The organism is Bartonella sp. MR168JLCBS (assembly GCF_042194175.1).
On the sequence record NZ_JBHIMP010000025.1, the window covers coordinates 1 to 6,635 of the forward strand.

Genomic DNA, 6,635 nt, shown 5'->3' on the forward strand with positions numbered 1-6,635 from the left:
TTTTGAGTCTTTAATCTTGTTTTGTTTGTGCTTTCTGTGTTGAGACCTAAATGTTTGTTTTTTTGATTATGTTTTGTGGACATAAAAATAACACATTTAGAGTCTAAGGGGTTTAATGTGCTGTTTTTTCCTAACTAAAAAGAGGTCTTGCATATTTAATCTTACTTTTTACTTGGTCGTCGTTAATATAAAATCTTTCAAAAAAAGGTTTTAGTATGTGTTTTCCTAATTATAGACTTTAGTTTTATTAAAAAGCATTTTTTTGTTAATAACAAGTAAAGTAAAAAAAGATTGTAATATGTTCGAAATCTAGCTTGCCTCGGATAATCGGCTTTTTAGTTAGGTTTTCTCTTTTTAAAGTATCATATAATGATATATGCGCGGTCTTGTGATGTACCTTCTATCTTTACGCACTACTTTTCCCCCCTTTGAAAGTTATTTTATCAAAATGAGTCTTACTAATATACATTCCCGCATCACTATAGACTGTTCAAGAAAATAGCAACATAAAAATATGACTTTTTAGCAATATGGATTCTACTGTGATCTTTTTTCAACAAAATATAGAAAAAGCTTCTATAAAACCTCAAAGTTTATAGCCTCATCTGTTGCTTTTGGTCCATCGGCTACTGCCGAGGCTCTAAGTTCTATTGCTGTAGGTTTGAATGCGCAGAGCAAAGGAGATAATTCAGCTGCTTTTGGTGATCTTGTATATGCATTAAATATTATGCTTATCTCTAGATAAATACTGTAGCGTCTTAAAAAAATTACCTTATTTCAATAAAATAAGAATAAATGTTGTTAAAATAATCCTTTACTATCATAAATTCAGCGTTAATCTTAAGCCAGCACCTCTTCCCCAATCTCCGCCAGAACTCATTGCGGATAGATTAGAGCGATCTTTCCATCTTCTGACATATAACCAGCTCCAAAGGCAAAAGCCGATCGACTACGCTATAAACCATTACCAAAACAGACACTTAAAGACCAAAGAATATCAAAATAACTTAAATTCGATATAACTTAAATTCGATACTGCTAAACCAACAGAGTCCGCCTGTCTTGCTTCTTTCTGAACTGTCTTCATATCATATCTTAATGCTTCAAATTTTGTATCCGTGTAAGATTTTGCATCATTCACAACATTACTCATCGCATTATCCTATGGATTCAGAAAACCATTTATCTATATATTTTTTTGCATCATCAAAAACTGTCTTAATCTGCTGCTCACTGTCATGTAATTGATCATCTTTTATGGCATTATACAATCCAATAATAATCTTATCAGCAGTAGAATTATGTAAAATAACATGCCGCCTATCTTGTCATAAAAATAATGCTGCATTCATTGATAATATTATTATTATATATATTTCTCTTATAAGGAAAAACCTCTCTCAAAAATAAATATCGATTACTCAAATAATTCCTTTTGGAGATGATAAATGATTTTTTCACATAAAATTTCATAATAAAAAATACATTTTTATTCGAAATAAACCCCTTATCTTCTATTGCTATTCATTTATGATGAGAATAACTTTCCTTCTCTTAAAATGCCACATGTAATGCATTTGATAAGAGAAGGAAAATTTATTTCGAATTTTCTATTGTTAATTCAGTATTATCCTAAATCCAGCACTTATACCCCAGTGACCTCCAGAAGTGGTAATTGACAAGTTGGAACCAATATCACCGTTCTCTGAAGTATAACCAGCCCCAACAGCAAACGCGGATTGACTGCGCCATACACCACTACCAAATGCGAGTGTTAATTTTCCAGGAATATCACTATAGCGTAAACCAGCTGCCGCTAAACCAACAGCTGCTGCTTGTCTTGCTTCCTTGCGAACATCCTCAATAGCATAATTTAACGTCTCAAACTTCATATCTGTATAGGATTTTGCCTCGTTAACGCCATTATTGACAAGACCGTTCACTTGATCATCCGTATACTTTTTCGCATCTTCAAGGACCGTCTTCATCTGCTGTTCTGTGTAATCATGTAACTGACCACCATTAACTGCTTGCTTAGAGCCTTCTTCAATTTTGCCATCCGCTACATTATCTATCAAGACCGGATCACTTTCATTCCCACCTGCTAACGTAATGCTATTGGTCTTTTTGCCATCCGCATCTTTGTCATAGTTAACAGCTCCATCCGTTACTGCTGTCGTGATATCTTTTACCTGCTGATCAATCGTATCTACCTTGTTCTCAACCTCTTTTACCTTCTCATTCACTGTCCAGAGCTGGCCACCGTTCACAACTTCTTGCGAACCTTCTTCTATCTTACCACCCGCTACATTCGTAATCTTACTCGATGCCCCTTTATGACTAGCGTCATACGATCCTTTATCTTCATTCCAATTCAAACTATTCGTATCTCTATTATCAGAAACCTCTTTAATACGCTCGTTGATACTCGACATACTTTCGCTGACGCCATCAAAAGCACCCGCTACATCATGATAGCTCTTCTTCTCTGATGAACTTCCATCAGAATTGAATTGCGCAACATTGAAAGTAGGTGCTGTCCACTCACCAGCCTTATAGCCAGCTCCACCACCAAAATAGGCAGAAAGCTGATTGCTCATCAAATAAAGCTGGTTGCCCGTGATCGCTTCCGTCGAACCTTCTGAGATATCACCATCTAAAAGGGACTTCAGTTTGCTCTTGCTTCTTGCATCTTCCTTACCATGAAGCGCTACAAAGGCACTCTCTTCATCACTCCACAACAACGCATTCTGCTCAATATTGTCTGATATCTCATTATGAAGCTTCGTGAATGAACTGCTTACACCAGCAAAGGCAGCCGCTACACTCTTATACTCCTGCTCTGCAGGACTTCCATCATCATTAAATGTCGTAACTTTGAAAGTAGGAGCAATCCATTTGCCTTCATTATCATATCCAGCGCCACCATCTAAATACTTCGCAAATGTATCACTTATAGAATAAATCTGAGATCCATTAACAGCGTCCGTTGAATCTGCTGTAATCTTGCCAGCCTGAAGGGACGTAATCTTGCTGTTAGCTTTCGCATCTCCTTCTCCATGCTGCGCTACAAACGCCCCCTGATCCTTGTTCCACAACAAAGCATCACCTTGAACTTCTTGCGTAATGTTCGTTACTTTTTCAGTGAATTCATTGACAACATTCGTCAAATGCGTATTCACATTCTTGAAATTCATATCAAGACCAGCAAAAGCTGAACCAACATCGTTGTATGACTTTTCTGTTGCCGTACCATCTTCAGCAATATTTGAGATCTTATAAGTCGGAGCGGTTAAAGCACCATCTTTAAATGCAGCATTACCACCAAAATACTTCGCAAGCGTAGTATTCAAAGAATAAAGCTGGGAACCATTCACCGCTTCTGTCGATCCTTCTGAAAGGTTGCCTGCCTTCACACCAGAGATACTACGGACATCGCCTTTACTGTTTGCAACCGTGATTGCTGTGCCCTCTTTCTCTCCACCAATCTGAATAACCTTTGTTTCTGCATCTTGCTTAACAAGGCTATCGCCTACTACTTTGTCAATCTCCTTGTTAATCTCATTGTGAATGTTCGTGAAAGAAGCACCAACTCCCGCAAAGGCTTCCGCTACAGTACTATAGTCCTTATCTTCAACTTTAGTACCATCCTCATTGACGGTCTTAACCTTGAATGTAGGAGCAACCCATGCACCATTCTCATATTTAGCATTACCACCAAAATACTTCGCAAGCGTAGTATTCAAAGAATAAAGCTGGGAACCATTCACCGCTTCTGTCGATCCTTCTGAAAGGTTGCCTGCCTTCACACCAGAGATACTACGGACATCGCCTTTACTGTTTGCAACCGTGATTGCTGTGCCCTCTTTCTCTCCACCAATCTGAATAACCTTTGTTTCTGCATCTTGCTTAACAAGGCTATCGCCTACTACTTTGTCAATCTCCTTGTTAATCTCATTGTGAATGTTCGTGAAAGAAGTACCAACTCCAGCAAAGGCTTCTGCTACACTCTCATAGCTGTTTTCTTCAACATCACTACCATCAGCCTTAACAGTCTTAACCGTGAACGTAGGAGCGGTCCATGCACCATTCTCATATTTAGCATTACCGCCTAAAGACTTAGCAACCACAGTGCCCAAGGTATGAAGCTGTGAGCCATTAACGGCGTCTGTTGAAGTTTCACTGATAGCTCCTGCTGCAAGGGACGTAATCTTGCTGTTTTCTTGTGTCACCACAACTTTGCCGTCTTCTTTTTCTTCCTTCTTTTCATGCTGCGCTACAAACGCCCCCTGATCCTTGTTCCACAACAAAGCATCACCTTGAACTTCTTGCGTAATATTCGTTACTTTTTCAGTGAATTCATTGACAACATTCGTCAAATGCGTATTCACATTCTTGAAATTCGTATCAAGACCAGCAAAAGCTGAACCAACATCGTTGTATGACTTTTCTGTTGCCGTACCATCTTCAGCAATATTTGAGATCTTATAAGTCGGAGCTGTAAAAGCACCATCTGCAAATGTCGCACTACCACCTAAAAACTTGGCAACTTCCTGAGAGATTGTATTAATCTGACCACCTGTAATTGCATCACGTGAATCCTTGGCAATCTTACCAGCAGCAACATTATGGAGACCTACAGCTGTCTTATCTTTACCACCAAAGGTGACATTCGCATAATCAATTTTATCATCCTTTTGTTTATCGTAATGAACAACTGCTGATTCATCAGACTGAAGACTGTTGGAAAGATCCGTTAAACCTTTCTCAAGCTGGCCTTTGTTAACGGCATCATTGTTATCTTTCGCATCATCTACGCCAGAAATAACCCGTTTCACACCGCTTTTGTTTGCAACATTGATTACAGTGCCATCTGTTTCCTTACCAATGGTAATAGGATCAGCATCTTTATCCTGCTTAACAAGGCTATCTCCTACAACTTTGTTAATCTCCTTGTTAACTTCATTATGAATGTTCGTAATAGAACTGCTAACACCTGCAAAAGCAGCGGCTACATCATCATACTTCTCTTCAGTAGCTTTACCTTCCGCATCAAATTTACTAACTACAAAACTTGGAGCGGTCCATGTGCCATTCGCATATCCAGCGCCACCGCCAAAATACTTAGCAACCTCGCTGCCAAGCGAATAAAGCTGACTACCATTAACAGCGTCTGTTGAAGTTTCATTGATAGCTCCAGCTGCAAGAGACGTTATCTTGCTGTTTTCTTGTGTTACTACAACTTTGCCCTCGTTGTCTTTTTCCTTCTTTTCATGCTGCGCTACAAAGGCATTAGCAGTTTTACTCCAGTTCAATGAATCACTTTTTGCATCCGCAATCTCTTTGGTAACCTCTTTTTTAATATTCGTAATAGAATTATTCACATTTGAGAAAGAGGTACCAACTCCAGCAAAAGCTGTTGCTACATCATGATAGTCTTTATCTTCTGTTTTCCCATCTTCTTTCACGCTCTTAACCGTGAATGTAGGAGCACTCCACTTTCCTTCTGCATAGCTAGCGTTACCACCCAAAGATTTTGCAACCCCTGTACCCAATTTATGAAGCTGGTTACCCGTCACGGCATCCGTTGAGCTATCATTAATTGCTCCATCTAAAAGTGACGTAAGCTTGCTGTTAGCTTTTGCTTCACCTGCTCCATGCGTCGCTACAAAGGCATGGACTTTATCATTCCACAACAAAGCATCACCTTGAACTTCTTTCGAAATATCATCGATCTTTTGGGTAAACTTATTTTCTACATTCGTTAGATGCGTATTCACATTCTTGACACTCGTATCAAGACCAGCAAAAGCTGAACCAACATCGTTGTAGGGCTTTTCTGTTGCCTTACCATCTTCAGCAACATTTGAGATCTTATAAGTCGGAGCTGTCAAAGCACCATCTGCAAATGTTGCACCACCACCAAAATAGGTAGCACCGTTATTGCCTAGTGAATGAAGCTGATCACCATTTACAGCATCATGTGAATCCTTGGCTATCTTACCAGCGGCAACATTATGCAATCCAACAGTGCCTGTTTTGGGATCACCAAAAGTCACACTATTCTTATTAACTTTAGGTGTTGATCTGGTAAGTGTACCGACCTCTTCCGTTGTATCTTCTTCCGTATCGTAGAAAACGGCTACTGAACGCACGTCATTAATTTCATTCGTAAGTGTATCTACATTTCTATCAAGTTGGGCTTTATTAACCGCTTCGTCGCTCTTTTCTGCATCCTTCACACCAGAGAGAGTTCGAGCCTTACTATCCTTATCTGCAAGAGTGATTGTCGTACCATCTTTTTCGCCACCAATCTTGATCAGTTTCTTCTCTTCATTCCACTTAACAAGACTATCACCTTTTACATTGGTAATATCGTTTTTAATATTCGTGAAAGATGTACCAACATCAGCAAAAGCTTCTGCAACAGTAGTATACTTCTTCTCTTCTTCAGTACCATCATCCTTAACCGATTTAACCGTGAATGTAGGAGCAGTCCATGCACCATTCTCATACTTGGCGCCACCGCCTAAAGACGTAGCAACCCCTGTGCCCAAGGTATGAAGCTGTGAGCCATTAACGGCATCTGTGGAATCTTTCGTAATATCTCCTGCGGCAAGAGACGTAATCTTGCT

Annotated in this window: 3 protein-coding genes; 1 reads left to right on the forward strand and 2 read right to left on the reverse strand. The window is 39.3% G+C overall.

What is annotated here, in order from left to right; all coding sequences use genetic code 11:
• Window positions 1–595 precede the first annotated feature (595 nt).
• Window positions 596–745 carry a hypothetical protein gene (locus ACFIK8_RS08530; protein WP_375669196.1) on the forward strand — a complete coding sequence of 50 codons (150 nt, stop codon included), beginning with the start codon at window positions 596–598 and terminating at the stop codon, window positions 743–745.
• Window positions 746–997: 252 nt separating this feature from the next.
• On the opposite strand, the gene ACFIK8_RS08535 is transcribed toward ACFIK8_RS08530, so the two are convergent.
• Both ACFIK8_RS08535 and ACFIK8_RS08540 read right to left on the reverse strand, forming a co-directional pair.
• On the reverse strand, window positions 998–1,153 hold the full coding sequence (locus ACFIK8_RS08535; protein WP_375669194.1) for a hypothetical protein: 156 nt from the start codon (window positions 1,151–1,153) through the stop codon (window positions 998–1,000).
• Window positions 1,154–1,616: 463 nt separating this feature from the next.
• The coding region (locus tag ACFIK8_RS08540) for a Vomp family autotransporter (protein WP_375669195.1) at window positions 1,617–6,635 on the reverse strand (5,019 nt) is incomplete at its 5' end.

Coding starts and splice junctions, on each gene's coding strand:
- ACFIK8_RS08535 (WP_375669194.1), bottom strand. CDS start 1,153: ATGAGTAATGTTGTGAATGATGCAAAATCTTACACGGATACAAAATTT.